The organism is Pseudarthrobacter sp. LT1, from assembly GCF_035621795.1.
GTDB lineage: Bacteria > Actinomycetota > Actinomycetes > Actinomycetales > Micrococcaceae > Arthrobacter.
Map to the genome: position 1 here is coordinate 2,138,509 of NZ_CP141830.1, position 24,632 is coordinate 2,163,140.

Sequence of the window (24,632 nt, forward strand, 5' to 3'; positions counted from 1 at the left end):
TCCGGGTGAATCCGGATGGTCACCGTTGGTTTTGATCAGTTGGGCTATTGAGGGTTGCCAGTGACAGGCGGAGTTGCTCGATCATGTGTTGGGCGTCCTTGAGTTCGAAGACGAGCGGTGGCCTCATTTTGAGGACGTTTTCGTGGCGACCGATCTTTCCGATGAGAACGCCGCGGGAACGCATCTCTTCCGTGAGTGCCTTGGTGGCGGCAGGGTCCGGCGTCGCATCGTCGGGATTGACGATCTCCAGGCCAAAGAAGAGGCCCCGGCCGCGTACGCTCTTGATCCTGGGGTTGCCCTTGGCGAGGGCTGCGAGTTCGTCAGCGATGAACTTGCCGAGTTGGTGCGCATTTTCAACAAGCCCGTTCTCTTCCATGACCTGCAGCACAGCAAGACCGGCTGCGGACGAGACGGGGTTTCCAGCAAATGTGTTGAAGTAGGTGTTGTTTTCCCCGAATTCCTCCATCAGTGCGTGTGTGGTGATGACGCCGCCTACGGGGTGGCCGTTGCCCATCGGCTTGCCAAGTGTCACCAGATCAGGGGTGGTGCCGAAAGCCTGGTGGCCCCACATGTGGTTGCCGGTCCGTCCGAAACCTGACTGGACCTCGTCCGCGATGATCAGTCCGCCGGCGGCCCGGACCCGGTCGGTGACTGCCTCGATGTAGCCGTCGGGGGTCTGCAGGAGTCCTTCGGTTGAGAACAGCGGGTCATACAGGATGGCTGAGACTCCGTAGCCTTCGGCCTGGAGCGAGGAGATGGCTGCGTCGACGTCGCGCAGCGCTTCCTGGAGGAGGCGCTTTCGTTTAGCCGGTGTCAGCCCTGCTGCGTCCGGAATACGAAGGGGGCGTACGTGGGCGCCGAGGGGTTCTTTGACCTGGAGGCCGGTGGTCAGTTCGGCGAGGGTGGTTGTGTTGCCGTGGTAGCTGTGGTCCGAGATAAGGATGCCGGTGTTGCCGGTGTGTTGCCGTGCGATTCGCAGGGCCAGCTCGTTTGCTTCGGATCCGCTGTTGGTGAAAAATGCCCGCTCCAAGGGGGAATCGAAGAGCGCCAGCAGCTTTTCGGCGTACTCAACGACGCGGGAGTTGAGGTACCTCGTGTGGAGGTTGACGGTCTGAAGCTGGGCTGTGATTGCTTCGCGGACGACAGGGTTGGAGTGTCCGACGTGGGGAACGTTGTTGTAGACATCAAGGTAGGTCTTGCCGGTGGCGTCGTGGACCCACACGCCTTCGCCGGCCACGATTTCCAGGGGAGTGGCATAGAACAGCGGGGAGTGGCGCCCGATGGTGCGTTCGCGGCGGTCAATGAGGCTTTCCTGAAGGCGCGCGTCGGGCGCCGGTTCTGTGGCTGTTTCGAGTGTCATTGCTGTCCTTGGCCGTTGGTGCGGATTTGAGTCCGGAACATGAGTCGGTGGGTGTTGCCGGGGTCGGACGGTCGATGGCCGGCCCTGGCAACCGGTTAGAGGGCGTTGGCGCCGGCAGTAGCGACCAGGTGGTCGTTTTCCACGGTGCTGCCGCTGACACCGATGGCGCCGATGGTGACCCCGTCTTTGGTCAGTGGGATGCCTCCGGGAAAGGAGATCAGGCCGCCATTGGATACTTCGATGTTGAACAGCGGTCCGCCGGGCTGCGAGATGGAGCCGATGTCTCCGGTGGGCATGTCGAAGTAACGGGCCGTGCGTGCCTTTTTGATGGCGATGTCGATACTGCCGAGCCACGCACCGTCCATGCGGGTGAAGGCCTTGAGGTTTCCGCCGGCGTCTACCACGGCAATGTTCATCAGGGTTTCCGAGGACAGGGCTGCCTCTCGTGCTGCTTCAACTATCTTGTGTGCTTCTTGCTGCGTGATGTCGTTCATCTGTTGCTCCGAAATCTTTTCCTGTTTAAGGGCGTAGTTGTATTGACTGGCGTAGAGCCAGCCCTGGTTAGGTGCTAACGCGCGCGGGGGTTTTGTTAGACGAGAGCTGCCGGTTTTGCGGCTGCCTTTATTAAGTCGGGGAAGTCAGGGGCTGTTATTTCAGTGATCAACCCTTCCCAACAGGTACGCAGTTCCCCTGCGTAGTCGGCGTCGTCGTTGGGTGCGGCGTTGCCCATTGCGGTGATCCACAGTCCGCTGTTGGACCAATGAGCCACCGCCATGAAGAGCCTGGCGCGGGCCATTTTTACTGGGTCAGTGTTGCCGAAGTAGGCTTCGAAGAGTGCCTGTGCCTTGTCTTTCCCGAATCCGTTTTGCGCTGCAATAAATCCGATCTCGTAGCACGGGTCCGAGTTGCCGGCGAGGTCCCAGTCGATAATGTTGTAGGTCATTAAGGAGGTGTCCTTGATGATGTTTGCATCCCAAATGTCCAGATGGCAGGGAACAAACTGGGAAGGATCCAGGGCCAGGACGGTCTCCAGACGGTCCATCAGGGCCTGGATGGCTGACGTTCCGGGCGGCAGCTCGATACCTTGTCTTCTGGCGGCCTCCATCCTTTGTCGGGCCAGGTTGAAGGGGTTGATGTCGTTGAGGAAGCGGCGGCCGGAGTGATGAAGCCGGTGAAGGGCAGGGACGAGTCGGGTGACGGAGTCATCGTCGTCGCTTAGCCTCGGGTGGCCTCCCGGAACAAAGTCGAGGGCCAGCGCCAAGGGTTCGTTTGAGACTGTTATGACGGGCGCGCCTACGCCGATCTCGGCGGCAATTCTCGTGTTTTCCAGAACCACGTGGGCAGCGGGCAGAACTCCTACCGTTTCCCAGTAGTTGTTCCAGAGCTTGACGACGCAGCGACGGGAACCGTCCTCGACGAGGTAGTTCTTATGGGCCTGGCCGCCGGAGAGGGAATGTGCGGTGACGTGACAGCCACCCCAGTCGGGGTTCGTCGAAAGCACCGCCTTAATGCTGGTGATTTCGGTATCAGGGACGATGGTCATTAGGATTGGATGTCCTTCGATGTTCGAATGCAGGTGCACTGTGTTGGGGTCGGAGGGGGTCCTGGCTGCACTGTTCGCACTGTTTAACGAGCTCCCACAAGCTCTGTAACGGTGCGGTCAGGACGTCTGCCGGTGTCACGGTTTATGCCTTTGCTGTGGCGAAGCGTGAAGGCAGGAACAGGTTTGTTTCGGGACGGGAAATGCCGTCGACATGATCAGCCAGCATTTCACCAACAACCGCTGCATAGCGGAACCCTCGGCCCATGTCTCCGGTGCCGATGACGACATTGGACGACTCCGGGTGTCCACCGATAACCCAATGGCCGTCCTCCACCTCAGACCACATGCATACGGTGGTAGATACCGGGTTGGTGTCGATGTCCGGGAGCCTGGCGCTGAGGACTTCCTGGATCCGTTCGAGGTCTCCGGGCCTGAGGTCCTGGCTGAGGTCCTCGGGATCGATCCAGTTTCCCTTCCCGGGGACAGAGAACTTCCATTCACCGTTAGGCTCGGAGCAACCGTAAGCCGGTGCCTCGTCCGATCCCGGGGGCTTGGCGAAGTAGATGGCCGGCTTCGGTGGCCCGTCCTGGCGGAAATTGGCCAGCACCTGACGGTCCACCTTGTAGGGCAGATCCAGTTGCATCAAATGGTTGGCGCGGGCACCCACGGTGACGACGACCTTGTCGGCTGAATAGTTACCCTGATCGGTGCTCACGACGATGCCCGAAGCGCTCTCATCCCAGCCTTGAACCGCTTCTCCCGTGCGCAGGGTTGCGCCGAGCCGGCGAGCCTCCGACTGCAGGGCCTTGATGGCGGGGTGAACGAGGGCAACGGTGCCGTTTGGCTCCCATACGGCGACTTCGTCGTCATCAATGGTGGCCCAAGGGAACCGCTTCCGTGCTGTCGAAGCGTCAAGGGCGTGGTACTCAAAATCGGACGCGCCTAGGGAGGCCACCGTTTTGTCGAACCACATTGATCCGGGTTCGCCGACGAACACAGTTCCCGAACGTTCCAACAGACGGGTCCCGGTTTTCGCGGCCAACTCGTCCCACAACTCAAAGGTCCGCTTTGTGAAGGTGGTGTACTGGGCTCCTGCACTGCTGGATTGCCGGGCCAGCCGTGTGGCGCCTCCGTGCGAGCCGTGCATGTGTGGCGGTGCGAACTTATCCAGGCCGAGCACGGACTTGCCGCGGGCTGCCAAGTGCCACGCCGCCGATGAGCCCCAGGGGCCCAGTCCAATTACGATGACGTCGTAGTGTTGTGTTGACACAAATTCCTCCGTTAGTGGTTTTCGAACCCTTGGCGGGTCAGACAGTGGCTCGTACTAGAAGTCCGTCCATGAGTAGCCGGATAGCCGTGACGGCCGGCTCGGCGTCCTCCGGCTTACGTGCAGCAGCAGCCCCGGCAGCGCGGATTGCCCCGGTGATGGTTGCGGCCAAGGCTTCGGTGGGCGCGTCCTCAGGCAAAGTGCCTCTGTCTTTGGCATCCTTCAGATCGCGCGCGATGAGCTCTTCGAAAGAGCGGGAAGTCGAGCCCATGACGTCCGAGAGGGCCGACACCAGGTCCGGTCCCATCACCCCGTAGAACCTGCCTTTGGGCTCCTTTGTCGCCTCCACCAGCGCGGTGGCCAACGCCGTGATTCTTGCGGCGGGGTCCGTGAGGGGATCTCGCAGGCTGATGCCGCGTACGTACACTGCGTCGGCGATCCGCATATACACCTCGCGAACAATTTCGTCCCTTCCGCCGGGGAAGTGAGCATAAATGGTCCCCCTTGAAATACCCGCCTGCTGGCTAAGAACCTCGAGCGCGGTAGAGGCGTACCCCTCCGAACTCAGCAGCTCAGCTGCGGTGTCCAGGATGTCGCCGCGGGTTCTCATACGGTTTCGTTCCCGAAGGGAGAGGGGCTTGTTGGAGGCGCTCATTTCTGGTCCTTCGTGTGGGGTGCTGGGGATCTGCTTCACATGATTGCACATCGGATCCTAAAAGTGAACAGTCTGTGCAAACTTTGAAGAGGGGGTCCGCGGCCGCTCTGGAGCGGTTGAAAAGATTGAACACTATGCCTAAGTTTTGAACTAGTCACGCAACAAATATTTAACTTGTTCTATTGCAGTACGAAACATTCAGTGTTTACCTTTTATGTATGAAACAGGTCACACCAGGCTTGGCTGGCCCTAACTCCCTTGAGGGCGTCCGGAACTTCCGAAGCCTCGGGGGACTGCCAGCGCACGGAGGATCCCGTGTGGCTGAAGGCCTGGTGTACCGGAGTGGACACTTCGGATACTCGACAGCCCCGGATCGTCAAAGGCTGGCGGCGGCACGCCTGCACTTCATGGATCTGCGAAGTCCTTGGGAATCCGAAACCGAAGACCGTTGCGTGCCTGCGCTAACGGCTGTACAAACGCCACTACAGGCTAAAGACAGCAGGGACGCGTGGCTGTGGTCTGCGGTTCGCGAAGGTCGCGTGAGCGAGCTTGGCAGGGCCCTTACGGCAGTGCGGGCTGAAGAGGCAATGCACCGGCTCTATGCCCGTGACATAGCAGGCAACCCACCGGTATTTGCCAATTTCCTTCAGTCATTGGCTCGAGTTGAGCTGCCTGTCGTCGTCCACTGCTCGGCTGGGAAGGACAGAACCGGATGGGCAATAGCCATCCTTTTGACCATCCTGGGGGTACCTGAAACCGCGATCCTCGAAGACTACGTTCAGAGTTCATTACCGGAGAACCAATACCTCATCAGAGACTCAGCGGGCAGCGTCACCAGCATCGACAAGCACCTGCGAACAGTCATCACACCCTTGCTGGAAGCGCGGCAAGGGTACCTCGAAGCCGCATGGCACAGCGTGGAGCACGCCTGGGGATCACGTCACTCCTACTTGGAAGACGGACTCGGCATCACTCCGGCGCTCACAAACAAACTCAAGGCACGGCTCCTCGTCTGAGGAAGCCCGAACACGGCTACGGCCATTATCTGCCCGAAAGAGAAAATTCATGATTGATAATGTCAGCGAGTTGCCGGCAACGACGCCGTCCAGCACACCTGTCCAACCGCAAGCAGGCCATCTCCGCTCAAATAAACTCGGTGTCTTCGCCATCGCCTTCTTCGTCATCGCAGCGGCGGCCCCCATGGCGGCTGTCGTCGGCACCGGTCCCGTGGTCTTTGCTGCGGTTGGACCTGCAGCCCCATTGATCTACGCGATCGCCGCACTGCTCATCGCACTCTTCGCCGTCGGATACCTACGCATGAGCAGGCATGTCACCAACGCCGGCGGCTTCGTCGCCTACATCGCCAAAGGCCTCGGTACACCCTGGGCCACCGCAGGAGCTGGTCTGGCGCTGCTGATGTACCTCAGCCTGCAGGTCGGGCTGTGGTCACAGTTCGGCGTCTTCGCCGGGCAGTTGCTGGAGAGCATCACGGGACTCTCCGTACCCCCGCTCGTCTGGATCGTCGCGTTGCTCGTCATCACCACGGCACTCACCATGCGGGGCGTCGACACGAGCATCCGACTCTTGGCCGTCCTCATCATCGGCGAAACCCTCGTTGTTGCTGCTCTGGTTATTGTGCTCGTTGCCAGCAAGGGGCCGGGAGTCTTCACATTCTCCGGCTTCACCGCTGAGAACCTCTTCAGCCCGGGCCTGGGCATTGCATTGCTGTTCGCCTTCCTGTGCTTCACCAGCTTCGAAGCAACCGTGGTGTTCTCGGAAGAAGCAATCAACCCCCGCAAGACCATCCCGCGGGCACTCTACGCCGTGATCGCCTTTGTCGGAATTTTTTACACGCTCTCCATCTGGGTTATCGGAGGGGCCATCGGGGTGGACAACATCCAACAGGCGGCAACGGATGACCCTGCAGGATTCATCTTCAACCTCGCCTCGGAAAGCGGAGGGAGCGTCTTGAGCATGGCCATGCAGGTCCTCGTCGTGACCAGCTACCTCGCCATGCTGCTGGGCCTGATGAACATGTTCGCCCGCTACCTTTTCGCCCTCAGCCGTGCCGGAGTACTGCCGGCCAGGCTGGCCACCGTTTCCAAGGAGGGGAGTCCCGCCACCGCAGCCCTGTCCAACGGCGTGGCCGTCGGCATCGTCGTGGTTACCTTCCTCGTCCTCGGCGCAGACCCACTGACCGTCGTGTTCGCCTGGTTCAGCGCCCTGGCAACGGCAGCCTTTATCACCATCCTCATCGTGGCGTCCGTATCCATAGTCGTGTTCTTCGTCCGGACCAAGGACAACACCAGTATCTGGGCGACGAAGATCGCACCTACCCTCTCCACCGTGATCCTCTCCTATATCGGCTACGTGACGATCGAGAACTACGACTCCCTCATCGGGCCTGACAACGCCGCAGCAAAGTGGCTGCTCGTCCTCATTCCTGCCGCGATGCTTGGCGGCCTGGTATTCGGCAGGAGCAAGCGCGACATCGACTACGCCAAAGAAGTTATCTGAAACGGTTAGCGTGCTGCCGCCTCCGCGGGCGGCAGCACGGTAATTCGTTTCCTCCAGGACCACAACGTCTTCACGAGGTGGCCCAGTGGTATGCCCGCATCGTCTTTGAAGTCTGACGATCAGTCCTCCACGAGTAAGCGAAAGCACACACCTTCGAAACAGAACCGGGAGATCAGAATGACCCCCAAATCAGTTGCAGTTATTACCGGCGGAGGAACCGGAATAGGAGCCGCCACTGCCGCAACACTCCGGGGCCAAGGGTGGGAAGTTGTCGTCTGCGGACGCCGCCCAGAAGCTGTAAGCCGAGTCGCTGACATGACCGGAGCCCGCGCTGTCGTCGCGGATGTTGCTTCCGCTTCCGACATGGAACGGCTGGTCGCCGATACCGTGGAGCAATTCGGCGCTATTAACGGCCTCGTACTGAATGCCGGAATTGTCCGCGCCGGCAGTGCCGGCGAGCTGTCCGATGAAGACTGGAACGCCATGGTCAGCACCAACCTCACCGGGCCCTTCCTACTAGTCCGTGCCGCCTTGCCGCACCTGATCAAAGCCAGCGGCTCGATCGTAGGGGTGGCCTCAGCAGCAGCGCTTCGCGCGACGGCTGGAATCGCGGGCTACGACGCCACGAAGGCCGGCCTTGCCATGTTGATGCAATCCATCGCGGTCGATTACGGACCGCTCGGGGTGCGCGCCAACGCGGTATGTCCTGGCTGGACCCGGACGGAAATGGCGGATATGGAGATGGGCGAATTTGCTGAACACAGCGGCATCGATCGCGAGGAAGCCTACAGCCTTGCCACTGCGTTCGTCCCCAGTCGGCGCCCGGCCGCGTCCTCCGAGGTCGCCGATGTCATTGCCTGGCTGCTCTCCGATCAGGCCTCGTACGTTAATGCAGCCACGATCCCGGTGGATGGGGGATTGATCGCGGTCGAACCCGGAGCCATCGCCTTCGACCCCCGTGTCAGTATCGGCACCGCTGCCGTAGACGGACCCACCCCGGCGATGCAGGCAATTCCTGACTAAGCGCTACAGTCCGTCTTTCAGGTGTTACTTGAAAAAGGAGTGTGGACATTGTCCACACTCTTCCCTTCGGATCCGATGATACTGCCGACGGAAGTGATGGACGAAGGCTGTGAAAACCTCGCCCGGTACCTGAACGCCCCGCTCGTCAGCAATGAATCACGTTAATCAGAGCCGGAATCCGCGGCCCCGCCGCGACTGCGGGCACCGCGGGATCAGTGAAAGAGCCATTCCAACCCTGCCGTCGCGCTCTTCCAGCCACTGCCCGGCGTGTAGTGAGCGAGGACTGAACCGCCCCCAAACCCGGCTTCCCTGTCCGAGACCTGCCGCAGGGCCGCCCGGATGCATTCCAAGCCCTGTACCGCTCCGCTCGCCCTGACGATGGCGTCAGAGATACCCGTCCCTTCCACCGTGAACCAGCCCACGCTTCCATTCGTCGCGTATTCGAGGACAAACGGCGCGATTGAGTGCACGGCGTCCGCCGGCAGGTGCGTAGAAGGGCCTACGGCCGGTTCGTTGAGCATCCCTGTCCTTTTTGCTTCTTACAGGTAAAGCAGCCCCTGACAATGCGGTCCGTCGCCATATCGCGCACTATGTCGGCCGGAATCAGCGGCCGCGTCGTCAGTTCCATGATGCGGGTATGGGCTGGCAGGCATGGGCCTTGGGGAGGGCCCGGGCCTGCCAGCCCCGCCTCTGCATCCGCGGGGATCGGATACGACGCGACAGCCAAAACGCCGTGCAAAGAGTCTGTCAAGCCGGCGAACCTCTTGCATTCAAGGTTCCCGTTGAACGGGATAATTAGAGCCGACGGGAGCTGAGAAGGATTTCAGGGCTTGGGCGGCTCAGCTCTGGGGGACGCTTCAAGGCCGCGGAGATCGCAAAGGAGGCTGAGCGCAGCACTGCTACGGTCAGCGGGATTTGGGCGTCTTCTTCGGGGATTACCGCGGTCAGCGCGGCAGGAAGTCCGGCATCGTCGTTCCCGAGGACAGGAACCGAAACTGCGACCGTCCCTTCCCTGATGATTCCTGGACGCGTGAAATATCCTGCGGTGCGGGCCTGGGCCAACACAACCCTCAGGTTCTCACTCTCACCGGGCGTCGAGGCGAGGACCGACTCCTGGTAGTCGGGGGGCTGATGGGCGAGGAGAACCAGGCCCGATGGCGTGCTCGTCAGCGGCAGGCGCGCCACCTTCTGGGTGAGGTTGGTAGCCGTCGAACCGCGTGATACCCGCTCCAGGTACAGCGTCTCATCGTTATCCAGCACCGCGAGGGTGATCTGCGCTTTGAGTACTGCGTGCACCGACTCCATCAGGGGGACGGCAGCGTTGCGTAAACGCACGAACGCCTCGGCCGGTCCCGGTGCACCGTGTTGCCGGATGAGGCGCCCGGCACGAAGGAGTCCGTCGGGGGTCCGTTCCAGAAAACCGTGGGCCAGCAGATCAACCACAAGCCGCTGGGCCGTGGACAACGGAAGGCCGGTCCGCTGCGCCACGGAGGTCAGATTCAGGAATTCGTGGTCATGGTCAAACGCGGCAACGATGCGCGCAAGCCGGGCGACCACCGACTCACCGCTCGGCGAATTAGCCATACGAGCTCAACCCTCCAATGACGACAGCAACGGAGGGCAGCCGGCGCCGTTCCTAGTCCGTATCCACGACAAAAAATCGTGCTTAGCAGCCATGGCCCCAGTATGCCCCGCCACTACCGGCGGCACGAAGGCCCCAGGAAAAACTGTCCGGCATCCTGACATGCCCGGTCCTTCGCGAGACGGGTTGGATATCAGATGAGGCAGCACCGGATGGCGCCCATTAGGAAACTAGCCTTGCGGGTACTACTTTTGCTTCTGGCCAAGCGCACGTTTCCCCCAATGTGTGGTGCAGCTAAGAAGGATCCTCGCGGATCGAGTCAAGGACGCGGGGGTCTTTCGCTACCGGCGCCTGGGGAGTCGCCCGCGCACGGCGTGCAGTTCTACTGCTGTCGGCGCGTCTCTGCTATTAGGCGGGAACTTGCGTGCAGGTGAATCCATGACTCGACGTTGAGGACTTCAGGTATTGACCGGATCTGGTCAACGGTGCGGAGCGCTGCGTTTGCGTCCGTTCCGTGAACGGTGGCGATAACGTCGTGCTGGCCGATGCTGGAGGCAAGGAAAGTGAAGCCCGGGATGGCCTCGAGTGCTTTGGCTAGTTCCAAAGCTGTTCCTTTAATGCGCAGGCCAAGCCCCATGCGGGTCACTCGTTCTTGGGAGGATGGTCGCCGGGTAAGTCCAATTTTGACGATTCCGGTGTCGAGGAGGCGCAGGATGCGGGTTCTTGCGGTTCCTGCCGACGCTCACTATCAGTCGGGCGGGTAGGTCGGTTTCAAGGTTAGATCGAGGTGTACGTGATTCCGGTCAGCTTCTCCGAGACGGTCCAGAGGCGGCGCGCCAGCTCGGGGTCGCGGGACTTGCGGCTCGACGTGGCCACCTCGGGGTTGCCGCGCCGCTTAGTCCGTTGGGGCCGTAGTACTGTCCGCCTGCGGCGTGGAGATCGGTCGCTGCGCGGAGAGTGGGCAGGGCGCCCATGGCGGCGGGCTGCGACATAAGACGCATGACGAAGAACTCCGACACCGGGTTGAGGTGTTGGCCGAGGTTCGTGCTCGACCCGCCGGGGTGGGCGGCGAGGGCGGTCGTGGACTTGTGTGCCGCGGCGAGGCGGCGCTGGAGCTCGTAGGTGAACAGGAGGTTGGCCAGCTTGGACTGACCGTACGCCGCGACGCGGTTGTAGTTGCGTTCCAAGTTGAGGTTGTCGAAGTGGATGTCGGCGCGGTTGCGGTGGCCGAGGCTGCTGACGGTGACCACGCGAGAGCCGGGGACGGGGAGCAGGGTGTCCAGGAGCAGGCCGGTAAGGGCGAAGTGTCCGAGGTGGTTGGTTCCCAGGTGCAGTTCGAAGCCGTCGACTGTGCGGCCCTCGGGGGTGTACATCACGCCGGCGTTGTTGATGAGCAGGTCGATGCGCGGGTGGGCCTCTTTCAGCTCTGCGGCAGCGGTTCGCACGGATTCCAGCGATCCGAGGTCCAGTTCCTGCACCTCCAGGCTGGCGCCGGGCGTGGCGGCGGCAATACGGTCGGCTGCCGCCTTGCCCTTGGCGATGTCGCGGGCGGTAAGCACCACGTGAGCTCCGGCGGCGGCCAGCGCGGATGCTGTTTCAAAGCCGAGGCCTGTGTTCGCCCCGGTGACCACGGCGGTCCGTCCGGTCTGGGGCGGGATGTCTGCGACGGTCCATTTCGACATGAGATTCTCCTTGGTATCATCTAAACGGAGTGATTACTCCGCTTAGATCACCATACGGAACGCACGCCCCGTTTACAATGGCGTGAGAGAGAAGGTGCACGTGTCGGAACAACGCATGTCTTTGCGGGCGGACGCCGCCCGCAATCGCGAGACCGTTCTCGAAACTGCATACCGGAGCTTCGCTGCGGAAGGGTTGACGGTGCCCATCGACGAAATCGCGCGTCGTGCAGGTGTGGGGGCGGGAACGGTATATCGGCACTTCCCGACGAAGAACGCGCTGATCGCGGCAGTGATTGGCCACCGTCTGGCTCAGATCGAGGCTGCCGGGCGCGACATGCTGGCGAAGGACTCGGGGCATGCGTTGACCAGCTTTGTGCGCGCCATCGTGCTGGAGTGGGGTGCGGTGGACCAAGCGATCTCGCAGGCCATCGCAGGCGAGGGCATCCTCATCGACGCGTCCGACTTTGAAACCCGATTTATGGTTCTCCTCGCAGAACTTCTCGATGCCGCCAAGACGGCTGGATCAGTTCGTGCCGACCTGACGGATCGTGAAGCAAAGGCGGTCATCGTCGCGTGCCAGGCAGTGCAGAGTCATGTTCCCGACGTCGCTGAGCGTGTGACGGAGATTGTCCTCGACGGGATCCGCCCCCAGGATGAGCTCGTGCGCCCTTGATCGTCTGACCCGCGTCGTCGGATCGCATCCGGATGCTCACGTTGATGAACGCAGCCGCTCGCGATCTGCTTATCGGCAACGTTCCGACCCAAATACCTGGGGGAGCCGCCGGATCTCGCCGAGGCGGCTGCTTCCTCGCTCTGGAAGCAGCTGGCTACATCGTCGGCATAGTTTTCGATGTCGACGCGGAATCTCCGTCGGTTCATCGCTTCCCCGACCGCATGGGCAAAGAGCGGAGGGCGCCACCCGGCTGGGGTCGCCGACCTATCGTCTACCGGGAGTCAGTGCTTTTCGCGGCGCGGGCATCTTGGCAACCCGGGTCCTCAGCCATGCCTGGAGTGCCCGCGCAACAATTCTCCTCCCCGGTGATGAGGTGGCCAGGCTCCTCCTGAGGATCGATGACTCCCACTGGTACGCCATCGAAGCATCCGGACGGCACATCGGGGTTGTGGCCCAGATCGGACCGCTTCAGCAGGTGGTGGCTACAGCGGAAATCGACCCAGATCTTGGGCCAATTCACCAGGAGATCGCCTGCAATGACTCACCCTTGGCGGGCCAACCGGGCAAGAATACAAGGCCGGACGAAGTCAGTTTGGGCTTTCGTAAGCACGGCCAGCTGAGGACACTCGCCAGGATGGATGGCCGGTATCTTTCCACCGAGGTCGCGGGCGGGTTCACTGGCCGCGTTATCGGGCTGGCGGCAACCAGTGGCATGGTTCTTCGTGCCGGCGTGCTGTGCCGATGATCGGCTCCGCCGGGACGTGGTCGTCACAGAGAACTAGCGACACTGACCAAAGACAGAACGAAACCTATCGGCAAACTCCACAAGGTATGCGTCAGGTGGTTTCTGCCCTGACGGTGTTGGTGATGCTGCCGATTCGTTCCACGCTCACGGTGATGGTGTCACCGTCTTTGAGGAACAGTTGGGGGTCACGGCGGTATCCGACTCCGGCTGGTGTGCCGGTGAGGATCACGTCCCCGGGTTCCAGGGTGGTGAATTCGGAGATGGTGGCGATGAGTGTGGGGATGCTGAAAATCAGGTGGGAGAGGTCCGATTTTTGGACGACCTCCCCGTTCAGGGTGGTGCTGATGCCGGCCTTGCTGATGTCGGTTTCTGCCGGGGTGACGATGTGCGGGCCGAGCGGGGTGGTGTTGTCCCAGATCTTGCCCTGCAGCCATTGATGGGACTTGTTCTGGAAGTCGCGCATGGTGACGTCGTTGGAGACGCAGTAGCCAAGGATGTGGTCCATGGCGTTCTGTTCGGTGATGCGGCGGCCTGTCTTGCCGATGATGACGGCGAGTTCGCCCTCGAAGTCGACTTGGGTGGATTCGGGGGGAAGGATGATGTTGTCGGCGGGTCCTATGAGGGTGGATGTGTACTTGGGGAAGAGGACGGGAAAGGTGGCCGTGCTGGTGTCGTCGGCATGGTCTTTGTAGTTCAGGCCCACGCAGAGGATCTTGCCGGCCCTTGGTGACGCCGCGCGCAGGGTGACTTCGGATAGGGGAACCCGGGATTCCCTCAGGCGGGCGGCACTGGCAAGGAGATCGGCGGTTGTTTCCGGTCCGATGCCGGTGAGCCCGGCCAGCGGGATGAGGTGTTCGCCGTGAACTTCGCCAAGGTAGTTGTGACCCTTGTACCGGTAATTTGCGTAAGCCATTCGTTCTCTCTTCAGATCTTGGTTGCTGATTACGGCGGTGGGCGGACGTGCCGGACGGTAGCAGTTGTTCATCAGCGGCATCCGTGCCGCTTCGGTCCCCTTGGGCGCAGGCCCTAACCTGCCGGCTGCACTCCGAAGGCGACGGCGAGCTTCATGATCTTTTCGGCGCGGCCCAGGCGGGGCAGGTCGGAGCCGTCACGGATCACGCGGCCGTTGGCTTCGAAGTCGTTCATGAAGTCGGTGGCCCAGGCGACGTCCGACGGCGTGGGGCTGATGACCTCGTTGATCACCGGGGTCTGGTCGATGGCCAGGCAAAGCTTGCCGGTCATGCCCATCATCACGGTGATGCCGGTCTGCTCGCGCAGGATGGGATGGTTGGTGCCGACGGTGGGGCCGTCGATGGGGCCGGGCAGGTTGCCGACGCGGCTGGCGACGACGAGCTTGGCGCGCGGGTAGGCCATGGCCTCGGGGGTGGCGGCCATGCCCGTGTCGCGGCGGAAGTCACCGGAGCCGAAGGCCAGGCGGAACGCGCCCTGGGCCTTGGCGATGTGGTTGGCTTCCTCGATGCCGAGCGCGGATTCCACCAGCGGGATCACGGGCGTCTTGCCGTCCATGCGGTGGTAGCTCTCGGTCACCTGGTCCGCGGATTCGGTCTTGGCGAGCATAACGCCGAGCAGGCCGGGGGTGCCGCGGAGACCGGCGAGGTCGTCGGCCCAGAACGGGCTGGTGGCGTCGTTGATCCGGACCCAGGCCTTGCCACCGGCCGTCAGCCAGTCGATGACGTTGTTCCGGGCCTGGTCCTTCTGCGACGGGTCCACCGCGTCCTCAATATCCAGGATGATCGAGTCGGCACGGGAGACGGCCGACTGGTCGAAAAGCTCCGGCTTCATGGCATTGACCAGCAGCCAGGAACGGGCGATCTCTGCGGGGATATTGCGTTCCGGAATGAAGCCCGGAAGCACATTGCCTGGCACCGGGGTGGAGTAGGAGGTGTCTTCGGTGCTTTGGGGCATGTAGGTGGGCTGCGTCATGGGTCTCCGTGCTAGGCCAAGTGCGGGGATGGTGCTGTCGATGTCAACCGGTGGCAGAGCCCGTCTTCGGCTTCTTCCGGGTGGGCCCACACTTCGATCCCGTGTGCGGCTTCGTACATGGTGGGGTGGGGGGGTGTCGCCTGCGATCAAGAGCGCTGGGGAGTCTGCCATGGCGGCATCCACGGTTCCGGTGCGGATGATGTGGCCGTGCTGGCGGATCTTGACGGTCTCTCCGATGAGCCGGCGCCAGTGGAGGTGCTGGCGGAGCATGATCCGCTCTCCGAAGGCGGGTGTGCGCCCGTTGCTGGGGCCAGTCGAGGGGGTCATGATGTCGTCAGGGCCGATGCCACTGCTTTGCCCAGTTCCTCTGTGGTGGCATTGCCGCCCATGTCCGGTGTGAGTGCCTGATGTCCGTTGGCGAGCACGGTTTCCATGGCGGTGGTGATGGCGGCGGCGGCTTTGGGTTCTCCCAGGTGGTCCAGCATCATGGCGGCGCACCAGATCTGGCCGATGGGGTTGGCGATGCCTTTGCCGGCGATGTCCGGGGCGGAGCCGTGGACGGGTTCGAAGAGGCTGGGGAATTTGCGTTCGGGGTTGATGTTTCCGCTGGGTGCGATGCCGATGGTTCCGGTGCAGGCCGGTCCGAGGTCGGAGAGGATGTCGCCGAAGAGGTTGCTGGCGACGACGACGTCGAACCAGTCGGGGTGCATGACGAAGTTCGCGGCCAGGATGTCGATGTGGTACTTGTCGACCTCCAGATCGACGAAGCCCTTGGCCATGGCTTCCACGCGTTCGTCCCAGTAGGGCATGGTGATGGAGATGCCGTTGCTCTTTGTGGCGGAGGTCAGGTGCTTCTTGGGCCGGCTCTGGGCGAGGTCGAAGGCGTACTTGAGGATGCGGTCCACGCCGGTGCGGGTCATGACGGTTTCCTGGACCACTGTTTCCCGGTCGGTGCCTTCGAAGATTTTCCCGCCGATACTGGAGTATTCGCCTTCGGTGTTTTCGCGCACGACGTAGAAGTCGACGTCGCCCGGGGCCCGCCCGGTGAGGGGGCTGGGCACCCCGGGAAGGAGCTTGACCGGGCGGAGGCTGACGTACTGGTCGAAATGGCGTCGGAACTGCAGGAGGCTTCCCCACAGCGAGACGTGGTCGGGGACCACGTCGGGCCAGCCGACGGCGCCGAAGAAGATGGAGTCGAACTGGTTTAGTTCCTCGAACCACCCGTCGGGCAGCATTTTCCCGTGCCGGGTGTAGTAGTCAGCCGAGGCGCAATCGAAGTGCTCGTATTTGAGGTTGAGGTCGAAGGCTGAGGCTGCGGCGTCCAGGACGCGCAGTCCTTCGGGTACGACTTCGGTGCCGATTCCGTCGCCGGGAATGACTGCGATGCGGTGGGGTTTCGACATCCGGGAACCTTCTTCGTCTTTGTCGGGTGTTTGGGGTTAGCGGTCGACCGGGTGGGCCGGTTCGCGGTTTTCGAGGACGTCGATGACGGCGTGTGCGGCTGCCAGGCCGGCCCGTGCCCGTGCCTCGATCGTTTGTCCGGCGAGGTGGGAGGTGATGAGCACATTCTCCAGGCCGCGTAGGGGGCTGTCGTCGGGTAGGGGTTCGCTCTCGAGTACGTCCAGTGCGGCGCCGGCGATAGTGCTGTCGGAGAGTGCTTTGGCCAAGGCTTGTTCGTCCACGAGGGAGCCGCGGGCGGTGTTGATAAGGACTGCGGTGGGTTTCATTGTTTGCAGCCGGGGCGCGTCGATGAGTTTGCCGGAGCTTTGGCTTCCGGGGGTGTGCAGGGAGAGGTAGTCGGCGTTGGCGATGACGGTGTCGAGATCCGTGTAGTGGAACGTGGTGTTTGCTGGGTCTGGGTGGGCGGTGGTGACCAGGACGTTCATGCCGAGAGCTGCGCCAAGGCTTGCTGTGGCGCGTCCGCTGGGCCCATAGCCGACTATTCCCAGGGTGGAACCTCGGAGCTCATGGCCGGCTTCCCGGGGCCAGCCGCCTTGGCGGACGGCGGTGGTGACCTCCAGGAGGCGGCGTGCGGACATGATGATCAGTCCGATGGCCAGTTCGGCGACCGAGTGGTGGTTTGTTCCGGGGGCGTTGCAGACCCTGATTCCTTGTGCGGCCGCGGCCTCGACGTCGATGGAGTCGTATCCCACGCCGCTGCGGGCGATGACTTTCAGGGATGCGGCGGCGGAGAGCATGTCGGCGGTGACCGGTTCGCTGGCGAGGATGGCTCCGGAGATGCCGTCGAACAGTGAGCGGCGTTCCTCCAGTGTCCGTGAGCCTCTGGACGGTGCGTAGACGGGTTCCAGGCCATGGTCGCGGAGGAGGTCGTAGACGGTATCTCCGGCGTGCAGGTAGTCGGTAGTGATGAGTATGCGCCGGGCCATGGTGTGGTGTTCCTCGTCGGTATAGCGGTGGGTTGGTGCTGGGTGAAGTGCACAATGGCCAGGGCCGCCGCCCCGGGGAGAGAAGCGGCTCTGACAGGGTTTAGTGGGCGTCGACCCTCTCGCTCTCGACGTGGTCGGCCGTCCTTGCCGGGAGTTCGTTTTTCTTCGACCCGATGCGTGTATCACGTTGCGGGCCTGTGCCAGGTCGAAGTCTTTCTCCCATTTGCCGACGACGACTGTTGCCAGCACGTTGCCGATGACGTTGATGAAGACGCGGCCTTCGTTCAGGAGGCGGTCAACACCGACGATGAGGGCGAGGGCCGCGGTGGGGATGGCGCTGACGGCTCCGAGGGAGCCGGCGAGCACGATGAAGGCTCCGCCGGCGACGCCGGCTGTTCCCTTGCTGGAAATCATCATGATGCCGACCATGGCCAGTTGCTGTTCCCAGGAGAGGTTGATCCCGACGGCCTGAGCCAGGAAGACGGATGCCATGGTGAGGTAGATCGCGGATCCGTCGAGGTTGAAGGAGAACGCGGATGGGATGACGATGCCGACGGTCGGCTTGCCGACGCCCATGTTTTCGAGCTTCTTCATGACCTGCGGGAGCACGGCCTCGCTGGAGCATGTTGCTAGGGCGATCAGGAGCTCGTCTTTGAAGTAGCGCATGACGGTGAAGATGTTCAGGCCGCAGGTCCGGGCGATGATGCCGAGGACGACGAGGACGTAAACGATGCAGGTGGCGGTGAAGAGCAGGATGAGGAAGCCGAGCTGCTGAAGGCTGGTGGCCCCGTACTTGGCCACGGTGGCGGCAAGGGCGCCGAAGGTGCCGATGGGTGCCAGGCGCATGAGCCAGCCAACGATCCGGAAAATAACGGTGGATAGGGCGCGGATGCCGCCGGTGAGCAGGACGCCGGATTCGCCCGAGAGGTTCAGTGCTGCGCCGAAGACGATGGAGACCAGGAGGGCGGCCGGGATGGCACTGCTGGTGAGGGCGCCGAAGAAGGATGCCGGGATGAGGCTGTTGACGAACTCGATCCCGTCAAAGCTCTTGCCGGCGCCCGGGATCTTGTCGGCGTTCAGCTTGGAGACGTCGATGTTCATGCCTTCGCCGGGGTGGAAGACGTTCGCCACGACCAAGCCGATGAGCATCGAAATCAGGGAAAGGACGATGAAGTAGCCGAGGGCCTTGATGCCGATTCGTCCTGCCTTGCGGAGGCTGTCCATTGACGCAACGCCGAGGGTCACGACGCAGAAGACGACCGGGATGATGATCATCTTGACCAGTGCGATGAACCAGTCGCTCAGCGGGGTCAGCTGCGAGCCGACTTGCGGGATGAAGATACCGACGAGGATGCCGAGGACTCCACCCAGGAGCACCTGGAACCAGAGTTCGCGGATCAGGCGCCCGAACCGAGAGAGCTGTTTGGGTGGGTGTGGGGAATGCTGGTGGTGCTGCATGGTGTGGGAAGACATCTTGGGTGCTCCTTTGCACGTCAGACAGAGAAGTTGGGGGTGGTTGCCTGGTCCCGGGCAGTTCTGCTGCCCGGGACAAGACAGGTGTGGGTGGTTTACTCGTGCAGGCCGCGCAGGACCTTGTAGAACTCGGCCTTGCCTTCCAGCCCAATGCCGGGCAAATCGCCGGGGGCTACGCGGCTGTTGACGACGACTGCGTCGTCGGTGAAGCCGCCGGTGGGCTGGAATTCGCCGGGGTAGGACTCGTTGCCGCCGAGCTTGAGGGCGGCTGCGATGTGCAGGGAGAACTGGTGTCCGCCGTGCGGGATGCAGCGGCGGGAGGACCAGCCGTGCTGGGCAAGCATGTCCTGGATCCGGCGGTATTCGGTGAGGCCGTAGCTCAGGGCCGGGTCGACCTGGATGAAGTCGCGGTCCGGGCGCATGCCGCCGTAGCGGACCAGGTTCCGTGCGTCCTGGAGGGAGAACAGGTTCTCGCCGGTCGCGATCGGGTTCTTGTAGTGCTCGGAAAGGGTGGCGTTGAGGGCGTAGTCCAGCGGGTCGCCGACTTCTTCGTACCAGAACAGTCCGTACTTGTCGATGGCTTTTCCATATTCCAGGGCGGTGTCCAGGTCGAATTTGCCGTTGACGTCCACCATGAGGCGGGAAGCGTCGCCGTCGAGGACGTCGATGACGGCTTCGATGCGGCGGAGGTCCTCCGCCAGGTCGGCGCCGCCGATCTTCATCTTGACAATGTTGTAGCCCTGGGCGAGGAAGCCGCGCATTTCGTTCTGCAGGTCTTCCAGCGTCTTGCCGGGGGCGTAGTAGCCGCCGGCGGCATAAACGAAGACGTCCTTGTCCGGATTGCCGTCACCGTAGTGGTCCGAAATCCAGCGGTACAAGGGGACACCGGCGATCTTTGCGGCGAGGTCGTGCAGCGCCATGTCGGCCACACCCACGGCGACCGACCGTTCGCCGTGGCCACCGGGCTTTTCGTTGGACATCATGATGTCCCACGCCTTCTCCGGTGACAGTTCGCCGTTCTCATCCATGAGGTCCTCGGCAGGAGCATCCAGCAGGCGCGGCAGGATGCGGTCCTGCAAGATGCCCGTAGCGTTGTAGCGGCCGTTGGAGTTGAAGCCGTAGCCAACCAGGGGCTTGCCATCGACGAACACGTCGCTGACCAGGGCGATGATCGTGCAGTCCATCTTGGTGAAGTCAATGAACGCGTTCCGGATGGAGGAACTGATGGGGATAGTGCCTACGTGGGCGGAAACGATTTTCATCTTTGAATCTCTCTCGGTCGGATCTTATTTCTTATAAGATCGATGTTCGGGTGGATGCCATCTGGCCGAGCATCTGGTGTTGGTTACTAGCGAATATCTTATAAGACGATGAATCGAGGTTAGCTGGCCGTGAGCCGGAGCACAAGCGCGTGGCGAAATTTCTTATAAGATGTTGGTTGGAGGGCTACACTTGGAGGGGTGGGGGCAACTCTCCCGCAGATTTGGAGCGGCAGATGAGTACCAACGTCTTTTCGAGCAAGGGCAGCCTGGCGTACAGCGAACTACGCCAGATGATCCTGTCCGGCGCCTTAGCCCCCGGCTCGCGTATTTCCCAATACGAGTTGGCCGAGAACATGCAGATGAGCATCACCCCCTTGCGTGAAGCCATCCGCCGGCTCTCGAGCGAGGGCCTGATCACGATGGACACCCACCGCGACTCGAAGGTTGCCGACATGAGCGCCGCCGAAGCCCGCGAGCTGCTGGAAGTCCGCCTCTCGCTGGAGCCGTCCGCAACGGAACTGGCCGCCTACCGCCGGACCGACGCTGATGTCGCCATCATCCGGGCGGCCGCCGAAAAACTGCTCCCTGTCACACGCGTGTGGGGAGAGGACGCCATCATTGCTCATCGCGACTTCCACCGTGCCGTCTACACTGCTTCTCACAACGCGACCCTGATTAAGCTCCTGGATGACCTCTGGGACAAGTCCGACCGCTACCGGCGCATCGGCCTGGAGCTGCCTTCCGCTGACGAGCCCCGCACCATCGACCTGAACCAGCACCACCGAATCCTTGAACTCGTCACCGCGGGAGACGGGCCCGGAGCGGCGGAACTCGCTCGTACCCACATCGCCAACAGCCTCACAGCATCGGTGACCGGTGCCCTGCAGGAGCGGGAGAACGAATCCTCATCCGACCTTGAGAGAACCGCCTAAATCTCCGCCGGCTTTTGGTACGAGCTTCCACATTTGCAGCGTCATCTGGGGTGACATTCAGTACCGTGAAAACGCCGCCACATAGCGCCGCAAGTCGCACGCAGTAGTGGTCTCCGAATCGCTTTGGGGAAACACGCAACAACTCGCGCGCGCGATCGCAGCCGGAATCGGCGAAGGCGCCGACGTGGTCGACGCAGGCTCAGCACCGGGCGCACTGGACTCCAACCTGGATCTCTTGGTGGTAGGTGGTCGAACCGACGCTTTCTCCATGTCAACCGGGGCGACACGCGAGTCAGCGAAGCAATAGGCTGCAGAGCACATCCCAGCAGGCGGCATTTGGGAGTGGATCGAAGCGCACGCCTCGCCTGGTCGCCCTGTTCCTGTACTGACGTTCGATACGCGAGTCGTTGGCCCTCGGTTGCCCGGGTCTGCCGCGAAGAAGGCGATGAAACGCCTTGTCTCGCTTGGATTCCGACCCATCGTGAAGCCCGCGACCTTCGGCGTGCACGGTTATGCATGCCCGGTCGCCGACGGTGAGCTCGAACGCGCCAACGTTGGGGACGGAGCTCGCGGGCCTCGCGTCCCGTAGCTGAGCTTACGGGCCGAGGCGTGCCATCGGGCCGCCTATGGCACGCACAGATGCGAAGCTGAGCGTGTCCGCTAGTCTTTCGATATGGATACCGGCCCGTACCGCTCAGAGGCGGCGGTTGAACGACGCGGAACGTCGCTTTTCATGGCGTCCTTTGGTATTGCCCTGCTCGTCACTCTGGCCAGCCTGCTCGGGCTGCTTGCTTCTTGGCCGTATCAGAAGGAAACCGAGAACTGGCTCCTGCAGGCCCGAGGGCAAGACCTCGGCAATCTTCTGGCGGTTGTCGTTCTCGTCTGGAGTGCGACCAGGATACGCACAGGCTCAATGGGAGCGACGCAACTCTGGGTCGGTACCTTGTTCTATCTGCTGTATGCCTACATCGTGTATGCCTTTGCCGTGCACTTCGGTCGCCTGTTTCTTGTGTACGTCGCTATTCTCGGCTCTGTCTTCTACACCTTGATCGCTGGGCTCTCTACTAGGGTGCGCCCGGCGGCATACCCTCACGGCGCCGCACGGGCATTCGCTGCGTGGGTCCTGATCGGCACCGGCGCACTCTTTGCCCTGCTGTGGCTGAGCGAATTAGCTCCAGCAACCATTTCAGGGCAGCCACCGCCCAGCCTGGAAGTAGCCGGGCTTATCGTGAACCCGGTCCATGTCATTGACTTGTCTCTGGTCCTGCCGGGCATGGTCATCATCGGAGTGCTCGCGCTGCGCGGGAACCCGACGGGGTTGTTCTTGACAGTGCCCGCGTTAGTTTTTTCCGTGCTGATGGGATTGAGCATCATCGCCGCCATGGCGTTGATCGTCAGGAGCGGGGATACGAGCGCATTTGTTCCCATGGCGATGGTTTGTCTTGTTGTCGGCGCCAGCCTCGCAGCCGCCATCGCCTATTGGCGTCAGATTCCAGTTCATAGGTCTTAACCGAGGTCGTAACGTGAGGTGGGTAACATCCTCCTAACGCTACGACCAGACGAGGCACGGAGATTCATCGGAGGGACCAGACCGAGAACGACGATGCGCGCAGTCCTCACCGCGCATTCAACCGGGGAACCGGTGGTCTTGGTATCGCGGCTCCGGCGAGCCTGGTCTCCACACGACGGTTTCGCTATGGCCTCTCCTAACCCCACCCCGACCTCTGCAGTCCCCCCGAGGGTGCGTCGGAGCAGGGAAATTGTCCTCTCCACCTCTCTTGAACTGGTGGACGCTGAAGGCCTGGATGCCTTGACGATGCGACGGCTGGGCCAGGAACCCGGGCGGGACCCGATGAGCCTCCACCGCTACGCCGCCAACCGCACCGCCCTGCAGGATGGTGTCGCTGAAACAGTCCTCAATGAATTGGCGATCTTTGCCGATGACCCGGACTGGCAGGCACAGCTGCGCAAATCGCCCACGACCTGCGGCTTCTGCCCTGCGGCATCCCAACGTCGTCCCGCTGCTGGTCACCCGGCCACTGTCCACACCGTTGGGTCTGCACCCACTGGGCACCATCCGGCCCCTCGAACAGATCCTGGCACTGCTCATAGACGCCGGTTTTACCCCCGCCGACGCCCTCCACGTCTACCGGACGTACTAGGGATTCCTCTACGGGCACATTCGGAACGAACTGCAGGAATACGTTGCGGACCCGAACGAAAACGAAGCCATCCTCCGCCTCGGATTCCACCGGCTGCCGGCAAAAGACTTCCCACACCTGCGCGCCCTGGGACCCGTCCTCGCTGAGTATGACGGCGACCTTGAGCTGGACCAGGGACTGAGCATCCTCCTCCCCGGCCTCGCCACGCAACTTTCCGGCTCCAGTCCAAGGGTCGCCGACCAAAATACACAGCTACGGTTCCGACGAACAAAGCATGTTTCCAGAGCTCACAGGATTGGGCGTCCGTTGGCGCGGCGGGCTGGGAGGGCCGGGGCGCACCGCCGCAGAGCTCCCAACCCGAGTGCTACAGGAGACGGCCTTTGTCTTCCACTAGCGATATGTCCTAGGAGGCGTGTAGTTACCGGTTGCCGGGTTTTGCATGGCGTTGGAGGCGAGCAGTTGAACGATGGCTTGCAGTTCCTTGCGGAGATTGCCGCCATCCGCTGCCGAATGAGTCAATACTGTGCGGTCCACTTCACGGGCCTCGCTGATCACCCGGGCGCCGAGGTCGGTGATGGAGACGACCTGGCTTCTGCGGTCGGAAGGGCTGGGCTGTCGGCGGATGTAGGCCCATGCCTCCAGGCGGGTCAAGGTCTTGCCCATTGTCTGGTTCTGGACACGGACCCTTTGGGCAATTTTCGCCTGGCTCATGGGCTCCTCGGCTCTGGATAGTACATCGAGGGCTATCACTCCGGCGTGGGTGAGCCCGGCATGGGCCAGTTTCTCGTTCCATGAATGTTCGACGAGCCTGGCCGCGGTTGATAGGAGGCGGCCGGTAGGCCAGGAATTCATGTCGGGCATGAGCGGAGTATAGACCTTCGGCCTGCACGGGGCCTGGACGTGGTGTTCAGGGTGAAGTGGAAGCCTGGGGTGCGGAGCCTGCGAAGGCACCATTCCCTAATCGGTTTGGAGATGCGGGGGAGCAGAAGCGACTCTCAGGAAGTCGTCTAGCCGAGTGCGGCGATTCAAAGGCAATGCCATAGGTCGTGTCGCTGCAGCAGCTCGGCGGAGGCCCCCCTTTGCGGCTAGGCGCCCGCTCTTCGACAGCCATGAAGGCCACTGTGAGGGACCGAAGTATTGAAGCGGTCCTTCGGGGCCACGAGCAGCGGATTAGTCCTCGCGCTGCTCGAACTCCGCATCAAGCTCGTAGTGGCGGAACTCGGTCTCCGGGTGAGACTCACCATCGGTCACGATTTCGTGGTCGATTTGGCGTTGGACCTGGCTGTCGAGAACCTGCAGTTTCTCGTCTTTTAGTGTTTCCAGATCCTCGGGAAACGGGTCGGCAGGGGTGATGCGCAGATTGCTTGACATTGGTGTCCCTTTCACTAGCGGCACTCCATTTCATCGGACACCCGCAACGAGAGT

At 62.2% G+C, this 24,632-nt stretch carries 23 protein-coding genes and 1 pseudogene; 8 read left to right on the top strand and 16 right to left on the bottom strand.

All coding sequences use genetic code 11. The features are described from left to right. Positions 1-19: 19 nt before the first annotated feature. From VIK36_RS10030 to VIK36_RS10050, 5 genes are all read right to left on the bottom strand, one after another. Positions 20-1,360 carry an aspartate aminotransferase family protein gene (locus VIK36_RS10030; RefSeq protein WP_324645049.1) on the bottom strand — a complete coding sequence of 447 codons (1,341 nt, stop codon included), beginning with the start codon at positions 1,358-1,360 and terminating at the stop codon, positions 20-22. A 95-nt stretch (positions 1,361-1,455) separates the two neighbouring features. After that, positions 1,456-1,854: a GlcG/HbpS family heme-binding protein gene (locus tag VIK36_RS10035; RefSeq protein WP_255175390.1), complete on the bottom strand. Its 399-nt coding sequence runs from the start codon at positions 1,852-1,854 to the stop codon at positions 1,456-1,458. 95 nt (positions 1,855-1,949) lie between these two features. Then, on the bottom strand, positions 1,950-2,903 hold the full coding sequence (locus VIK36_RS10040) for a phosphotransferase (protein ID WP_255175391.1): 954 nt from the start codon (positions 2,901-2,903) through the stop codon (positions 1,950-1,952). Positions 2,904-3,045: 142 nt separating this feature from the next. Beyond that, entirely contained in the window at positions 3,046-4,173 is a 1,128-nt protein-coding gene (solA, locus tag VIK36_RS10045; RefSeq protein WP_255175392.1) for an N-methyl-L-tryptophan oxidase, read from the bottom strand. Between the two features lie 37 nt (positions 4,174-4,210). Continuing rightward, positions 4,211-4,825: a TetR/AcrR family transcriptional regulator gene (locus tag VIK36_RS10050; RefSeq protein WP_324645050.1), complete on the bottom strand. Its 615-nt coding sequence runs from the start codon at positions 4,823-4,825 to the stop codon at positions 4,211-4,213. Between the two features lie 218 nt (positions 4,826-5,043). Here VIK36_RS10050 and VIK36_RS10055 point away from each other — a divergent pair, with 218 nt between their 5' ends. From VIK36_RS10055 to VIK36_RS10065, 3 genes are all read left to right on the top strand, one after another. Then, positions 5,044-5,841, top strand: coding sequence for a tyrosine-protein phosphatase (locus tag VIK36_RS10055; protein ID WP_324645051.1), 798 nt, complete (start codon positions 5,044-5,046; stop codon positions 5,839-5,841). A 49-nt stretch (positions 5,842-5,890) separates the two neighbouring features. Further along, a complete protein-coding gene (locus VIK36_RS10060) occupies positions 5,891-7,342 on the top strand; it encodes an APC family permease (RefSeq protein WP_324645052.1) in 1,452 nt (483 codons plus the stop codon). 177 nt (positions 7,343-7,519) lie between these two features. Beyond that, entirely contained in the window at positions 7,520-8,365 is an 846-nt protein-coding gene (locus tag VIK36_RS10065) for an SDR family NAD(P)-dependent oxidoreductase (RefSeq protein ID WP_142073308.1), read from the top strand. A gap of 212 nt (positions 8,366-8,577) precedes the next feature. Here VIK36_RS10065 and VIK36_RS10070 read toward each other — a convergent pair whose 3' ends face one another. The 4 genes from VIK36_RS10070 to VIK36_RS10085 all read right to left on the bottom strand — a co-directional run bounded on the left by VIK36_RS10070 (position 8,578) and on the right by VIK36_RS10085 (position 11,629). After that, positions 8,578-8,886 carry a hypothetical protein gene (locus VIK36_RS10070; protein ID WP_324645053.1) on the bottom strand — a complete coding sequence of 103 codons (309 nt, stop codon included), beginning with the start codon at positions 8,884-8,886 and terminating at the stop codon, positions 8,578-8,580. A 274-nt stretch (positions 8,887-9,160) separates the two neighbouring features. Further along, positions 9,161-9,949 (bottom strand): IclR family transcriptional regulator, encoded by a 789-nt coding sequence (locus tag VIK36_RS10075; protein WP_324645054.1) that lies wholly within the window; start codon positions 9,947-9,949, stop codon positions 9,161-9,163. A gap of 380 nt (positions 9,950-10,329) precedes the next feature. Then, a complete protein-coding gene (locus tag VIK36_RS10080; RefSeq protein ID WP_324645055.1) occupies positions 10,330-10,551 on the bottom strand; it encodes an Lrp/AsnC ligand binding domain-containing protein in 222 nt (73 codons plus the stop codon). A 199-nt stretch (positions 10,552-10,750) separates the two neighbouring features. Beyond that, the gene (locus VIK36_RS10085) at positions 10,751-11,629 is read right to left on the bottom strand and encodes an oxidoreductase (protein WP_324645056.1); all 879 of its coding nucleotides are present in this window, start codon (positions 11,627-11,629) and stop codon (positions 10,751-10,753) included. A gap of 82 nt (positions 11,630-11,711) precedes the next feature. Here VIK36_RS10085 and VIK36_RS10090 point away from each other — a divergent pair, with 82 nt between their 5' ends. Further along, positions 11,712-12,302, top strand: coding sequence for a helix-turn-helix domain-containing protein (locus tag VIK36_RS10090; protein WP_324645057.1), 591 nt, complete (start codon positions 11,712-11,714; stop codon positions 12,300-12,302). A gap of 307 nt (positions 12,303-12,609) precedes the next feature. Then, positions 12,610-13,047, top strand: a complete 438-nt coding sequence (locus VIK36_RS10095; protein WP_324645059.1) for a hypothetical protein — start codon at positions 12,610-12,612, stop codon at positions 13,045-13,047. Positions 13,048-13,138: 91 nt separating this feature from the next. Here the strand turns inward: VIK36_RS10095 and VIK36_RS10100 are convergent, their stop codons facing one another. The 5 genes from VIK36_RS10100 to VIK36_RS10120 form a co-directional block, all read right to left on the bottom strand. Then, entirely contained in the window at positions 13,139-13,960 is an 822-nt protein-coding gene (locus VIK36_RS10100; RefSeq protein WP_324645061.1) for a fumarylacetoacetate hydrolase family protein, read from the bottom strand. A 113-nt stretch (positions 13,961-14,073) separates the two neighbouring features. Then, positions 14,074-14,991, bottom strand: coding sequence for a CoA ester lyase (locus VIK36_RS10105; protein WP_324645062.1), 918 nt, complete (start codon positions 14,989-14,991; stop codon positions 14,074-14,076). A gap of 323 nt (positions 14,992-15,314) precedes the next feature. After that, positions 15,315-16,394: a tartrate dehydrogenase gene (locus tag VIK36_RS10110; protein ID WP_324645063.1), complete on the bottom strand. Its 1,080-nt coding sequence runs from the start codon at positions 16,392-16,394 to the stop codon at positions 15,315-15,317. 36 nt (positions 16,395-16,430) lie between these two features. Further along, positions 16,431-18,851 carry a cation:dicarboxylate symporter family transporter gene (locus VIK36_RS10115; RefSeq protein ID WP_324645064.1) on the bottom strand — a complete coding sequence of 807 codons (2,421 nt, stop codon included), beginning with the start codon at positions 18,849-18,851 and terminating at the stop codon, positions 16,431-16,433. Between the two features lie 95 nt (positions 18,852-18,946). After that, the gene (locus tag VIK36_RS10120; RefSeq protein ID WP_324645065.1) at positions 18,947-20,113 is read right to left on the bottom strand and encodes a mandelate racemase/muconate lactonizing enzyme family protein; all 1,167 of its coding nucleotides are present in this window, start codon (positions 20,111-20,113) and stop codon (positions 18,947-18,949) included. A gap of 233 nt (positions 20,114-20,346) precedes the next feature. On the opposite strand from VIK36_RS10120, the gene VIK36_RS10125 reads away from it, so the two are divergent. The 3 genes and pseudogenes from VIK36_RS10125 to VIK36_RS22085 all read left to right on the top strand — a co-directional run. Continuing rightward, positions 20,347-21,045: a GntR family transcriptional regulator gene (locus VIK36_RS10125; protein WP_255175405.1), complete on the top strand. Its 699-nt coding sequence runs from the start codon at positions 20,347-20,349 to the stop codon at positions 21,043-21,045. 673 nt (positions 21,046-21,718) lie between these two features. After that, positions 21,719-22,555 carry a hypothetical protein gene (locus tag VIK36_RS10130; protein WP_255175406.1) on the top strand — a complete coding sequence of 279 codons (837 nt, stop codon included), beginning with the start codon at positions 21,719-21,721 and terminating at the stop codon, positions 22,553-22,555. A gap of 186 nt (positions 22,556-22,741) precedes the next feature. Beyond that, a pseudogene (locus VIK36_RS22085) lies at positions 22,742-23,423 on the top strand (TetR/AcrR family transcriptional regulator C-terminal domain-containing protein); the annotation flags it as partial. 174 nt (positions 23,424-23,597) lie between these two features. Here VIK36_RS22085 and VIK36_RS10135 read toward each other — a convergent pair. Together VIK36_RS10135 and VIK36_RS10140 are read right to left on the bottom strand one after the other, a co-directional pair. Further along, positions 23,598-24,068 carry a MarR family winged helix-turn-helix transcriptional regulator gene (locus tag VIK36_RS10135; protein ID WP_324645066.1) on the bottom strand — a complete coding sequence of 157 codons (471 nt, stop codon included), beginning with the start codon at positions 24,066-24,068 and terminating at the stop codon, positions 23,598-23,600. Between the two features lie 309 nt (positions 24,069-24,377). Continuing rightward, positions 24,378-24,578, bottom strand: a complete 201-nt coding sequence (locus tag VIK36_RS10140; protein WP_110543387.1) for a hypothetical protein — start codon at positions 24,576-24,578, stop codon at positions 24,378-24,380. Positions 24,579-24,632 lie beyond the last annotated feature (54 nt).

Bases quoted from the DNA above. Each gene is read 5' to 3' on its own strand.
- VIK36_RS10065 (WP_142073308.1), top strand. From the start codon at position 7,520: ATGACCCCCAAATCAGTTGCAGTTATTACCGGCGGAGGAACCGGAATA.
- VIK36_RS10040 (WP_255175391.1), bottom strand. From the start codon at position 2,903: ATGACCATCGTCCCTGATACCGAAATCACCAGCATTAAGGCGGTGCTT.
- VIK36_RS10125 (WP_255175405.1), top strand. From the start codon at position 20,347: ATGAGTACCAACGTCTTTTCGAGCAAGGGCAGCCTGGCGTACAGCGAA.
- VIK36_RS10100 (WP_324645061.1), bottom strand. From the start codon at position 13,960: ATGGCTTACGCAAATTACCGGTACAAGGGTCACAACTACCTTGGCGAA.
- VIK36_RS10085 (WP_324645056.1), bottom strand. From the start codon at position 11,629: ATGTCGAAATGGACCGTCGCAGACATCCCGCCCCAGACCGGACGGACC.
- VIK36_RS10030 (WP_324645049.1), bottom strand. From the start codon at position 1,360: ATGACACTCGAAACAGCCACAGAACCGGCGCCCGACGCGCGCCTTCAG.
- VIK36_RS10115 (WP_324645064.1), bottom strand. From the start codon at position 18,851: ATGTCTTCCCACACCATGCAGCACCACCAGCATTCCCCACACCCACCC.
- VIK36_RS10075 (WP_324645054.1), bottom strand. From the start codon at position 9,949: ATGGCTAATTCGCCGAGCGGTGAGTCGGTGGTCGCCCGGCTTGCGCGC.
- VIK36_RS10050 (WP_324645050.1), bottom strand. From the start codon at position 4,825: ATGAGCGCCTCCAACAAGCCCCTCTCCCTTCGGGAACGAAACCGTATG.
- VIK36_RS10140 (WP_110543387.1), bottom strand. From the start codon at position 24,578: ATGTCAAGCAATCTGCGCATCACCCCTGCCGACCCGTTTCCCGAGGAT.
- VIK36_RS10055 (WP_324645051.1), top strand. From the start codon at position 5,044: ATGAAACAGGTCACACCAGGCTTGGCTGGCCCTAACTCCCTTGAGGGC.
- VIK36_RS10130 (WP_255175406.1), top strand. From the start codon at position 21,719: ATGGATACCGGCCCGTACCGCTCAGAGGCGGCGGTTGAACGACGCGGA.
- VIK36_RS10070 (WP_324645053.1), bottom strand. From the start codon at position 8,886: ATGCTCAACGAACCGGCCGTAGGCCCTTCTACGCACCTGCCGGCGGAC.
- VIK36_RS10120 (WP_324645065.1), bottom strand. From the start codon at position 20,113: ATGAAAATCGTTTCCGCCCACGTAGGCACTATCCCCATCAGTTCCTCC.
- VIK36_RS10135 (WP_324645066.1), bottom strand. From the start codon at position 24,068: ATGCCCGACATGAATTCCTGGCCTACCGGCCGCCTCCTATCAACCGCG.
- VIK36_RS10060 (WP_324645052.1), top strand. From the start codon at position 5,891: ATGATTGATAATGTCAGCGAGTTGCCGGCAACGACGCCGTCCAGCACA.
- VIK36_RS10035 (WP_255175390.1), bottom strand. From the start codon at position 1,854: ATGAACGACATCACGCAGCAAGAAGCACACAAGATAGTTGAAGCAGCA.
- VIK36_RS10105 (WP_324645062.1), bottom strand. From the start codon at position 14,991: ATGACGCAGCCCACCTACATGCCCCAAAGCACCGAAGACACCTCCTAC.
- VIK36_RS10110 (WP_324645063.1), bottom strand. From the start codon at position 16,394: ATGTCGAAACCCCACCGCATCGCAGTCATTCCCGGCGACGGAATCGGC.